The following is a 2,892-nucleotide window of genomic DNA, read 5'->3' as shown; positions in this document are numbered from 1 at the left end:
TGTACGTCCACCGTACGCGTCTGGCCGTGGTACTCGTAGCCCCAGGCCAGATCGAGCAACTGGTCGCGCGAGAGCACCTGGTTGGCGTGGTCGGCCAGGGTGAGCAGCAGGTCGAACTCTCTGGCGCGCAAGGCGATGGGTACGTCGTCGAGGCTCACCTCGCGGCTGGCGGGATCGATGGTGAGGCGGCCCAGGTGGCGGGGGCGGTCGCTCGTCGGCTTGCCGGCCGAGGCGCGGCGCAGAATGGCTCGCACGCGGGCCACCAACTCGCGCGGGTTGAAGGGCTTGGTCAGGTAGTCGTCGGCGCCCATCTCCAGCCCCACGATCTTGTCGATGTCCTCGTCGCGCGCGGTCAGCATCAGGATGGGCAAGTCGCTCTCCGCGCGAACGCGGCGGCACACCTCCCAGCCGTCCATCTCCGGCATCATCAAGTCCAGGATGAGCAGGGCGGGGGGTTCGCGCTGCGCCTCGGCCAGCGCCCGCGCGCCGTTCACGGCCGTCACCACGCGAAAGCCCTCCCGCTCCAGGTAGAGCCGGGCCAGATCGCGGATGTTGGCCTCGTCATCGGCGATGAGGATGGTGTCCATGGAAGTGGTCAGTGGTCAGTGGTTAGTGATCAGTGGTCAGCATCGAATCACTGACCACTGATCACTGACCACTGACCACTACTCTGCCAACGCCACACACTCGATCTCCACCAGCCCCCCCTTGGGCAGCGCGGCGACCGCGACGGTGGTGCGCGCGGGGAAGGGCTGGGGGAAGTGGCGGGCGTAGACGGCGTTCATGGCGGCGAAGTCGTCCATGGTGAGCAGATAGACGTTGGTCTTGATGACGCGGTCAAAACCGGTGCCGGCCGCGGCCAACACCGCCGCCAGGTTGCGGAGAACTTGCTCCGTCTGCGCGGCCACGTCGTCTCCGACCAGCGCGCCGCTGGCCGGGTCGAGGGCGGTTTGTCCGGCGGTGAAGATGAGATCGCCGGCGCGGATGGCCTGCGAATAGGGGCCGACGGCCGCGGGGGCGTTCTCGGTGTGAATGCGTTGCTTCTCCATAGGGGTCACTCTTTGGTCTGTTACTCCATTCGCTCGGGCAGCGGGGCGGCCGGCTGGTTGGGCGACTGGCCCGGCGTTCGCCATTCTCGTCCGCGCCACCACGCTATCATGGCGGTTACGCGCGCATGGCTCGCTTCCGCCCATAACAACACGATGCCGAATGTTACCAGAATATTGGTGAACAGGAAGAAGAGCAACTCCTCCAGGGGCAGGATGCCGCCCAAGTAGATGTTCAGTGATTGGGCCGGATCGATCGTCCACGTCCCGCCGGCAATGGCCAGCGTGTCGGTCGCGCTCAGGTAGAGGGTCAGCGGAATGATGGCCCAAGCCACCAGGCGGCGGTGACGCCACAGAATGTCGGCCCCGAAAGCCAACTGGAGCATGATGGGCGGCAAGGCCCAGACCAGTTGCAGCCCCAGGTAGGTTCCGGGATCCCACCCGCTGATCAGCAGGGCGACCGACCCCAGCCACACGACGCCTAGCGCCGCGGGCAACCACAGGCGTAGCGAGGCGCGCAACGGCTCCGGCTTGGCCGGCAACCGCCGCGCCAGGAACGCCAGCCACAAGCCGCCCAGGATGGGCTGCAAGACGAAGAAGGTATACTCCTCGATGGGAACCCAGCCCAGCGTCAGCCCCGTCACCTTGGCCGGGTCATACCACCAGACGCCGGTGGCGACCAGGTAGTTGTCCCACGGCGTGGTGTAGATAAGCGCGATGACGACGTGCAGCGCGATGGCGGCCCAGATGGAGACGCCGCGCAGGAGGGCGTCCCTTTGCCGCCCCTGCCGTCGGTCCCACAGCGCCACGGCCAACAGGATCAGGATGGGGATAACCAGGAACCGGAGCAGAAAACCAAAATAGGTCACAAGCGCCTCCGCGATACACGCAAAAAGACACCGGGATGCGGCTCCAGGGTCGCGCCCATGTAGGGCCGCACCCGCTGCCCGGTGCTCGCCAGATCGAACTGCTGCAAGATGCGGCCCAACACCACCTTCGCTTCCACCTGGGCGAAGGACGCGCCGATGCAGGCGCGCGGGCCGCCGCCGAAGGGGATGTAGGTGAAGGAGGACGGCCGCTTGGCCTTCGGCCCGAACCGCTCCGGACGGAACTGTTCCGGCTCGTCCCAGTAGCGCGGATCGCGATGGGTCAGGTAGATGGAGGCCATGACCCGCGTGCCAGCCTGTAGCTCGTAGCCGGCGATCTCCGTGTCCTCGGTGGCGAAGCGGTTGCCGACGTGGATGGGCGGGTAGAGGCGCAGCGCCTCCTTGATAACCATGTCCAGGTAGGGCAGCTGGCCGGCCCGCGCGGCGGCGGGGATGTCGCCATTGGGCGTCGCGTCCACTTCGGCCCGCGCCTGGGCCATCGCCGCGGGGTGTTCCCCCAGCAGGTGCAGCGCCCAGGCCAGCAGCGCGGTGCTCGTGTCGTGCCCGGCGATCAGCATGGTCAAAATCTGGTCGCGGATCAGGTCGTCGCTCATGCCGGGGACGCGGGCGAGTTCAGTCAACAAGTCTGTTGGCCCTGTCGCGTCCGGCTCCGGGCCGCCGGCCGCCAGCCGCTCGCGCCGCTCGCGGATGAGCCGGTAGAGGTAGGCATCCATCTCCTCAAACGCCCGCTGGTAACCGAAGCGGGGCATGTTGGGCCAGATGATCCACAGGCCGGGCGAGATGTACTTGATGGCGCGCAGGATGGGCTGCCACAGCCGCTCCAGGTCCGGGCCGAACTCCACGTCGAGCAGCGTGCCCATGAAAATGAGCAGCGCTACCCGCCGCATCTCCACCAGCATGTCGCGCACCGAACCGTCGGCCCAATCGGCCGTCACCCGGTCGGTGTACGCCTGCATGGC

General features: G+C 67.3%; 4 protein-coding genes. All 4 read right to left on the bottom strand.

The window, feature by feature from the left end; all coding sequences use genetic code 11:
- Nucleotides 1-587 (bottom strand): response regulator transcription factor (locus ACE3UY_RS22645; protein ID WP_374689734.1); only part of this gene is annotated, 587 nt, incomplete at its 3' end.
- 78 nt (nt 588-665) lie between these two features.
- Complete coding sequence (locus ACE3UY_RS22640) at nt 666-1,049, bottom strand: RidA family protein (RefSeq protein WP_374689733.1); 384 nt, start codon at nt 1,047-1,049, stop codon at nt 666-668.
- A 20-nt stretch (nt 1,050-1,069) separates the two neighbouring features.
- Nucleotides 1,070-1,915: a lycopene cyclase domain-containing protein gene (locus ACE3UY_RS22635; RefSeq protein WP_374689732.1), complete on the bottom strand. Its 846-nt coding sequence runs from the start codon at nt 1,913-1,915 to the stop codon at nt 1,070-1,072.
- Nucleotides 1,912-2,892, bottom strand: a 981-nt coding sequence (locus ACE3UY_RS22630) for a cytochrome P450 (RefSeq protein ID WP_374689731.1), incomplete at its 5' end; no start/stop codon positions are given. The genes ACE3UY_RS22635 and ACE3UY_RS22630, both read right to left, overlap by 4 nt.

It is taken from the genome of Promineifilum sp. (SeqCode) (assembly GCF_041918635.1).
Classification (GTDB): Bacteria; Chloroflexota; Anaerolineae; order Promineifilales; family Promineifilaceae; genus Promineifilum.
This window is presented reverse-complemented; position numbering and strand designations above follow the sequence as displayed.

What these genes read in the sequence shown, in the direction of transcription:
- ACE3UY_RS22640 (WP_374689733.1), bottom strand. Translation starts at nt 1,049, where the DNA reads ATGGAGAAGCAACGCATTCACACCGAGAACGCCCCCGCGGCCGTCGGC.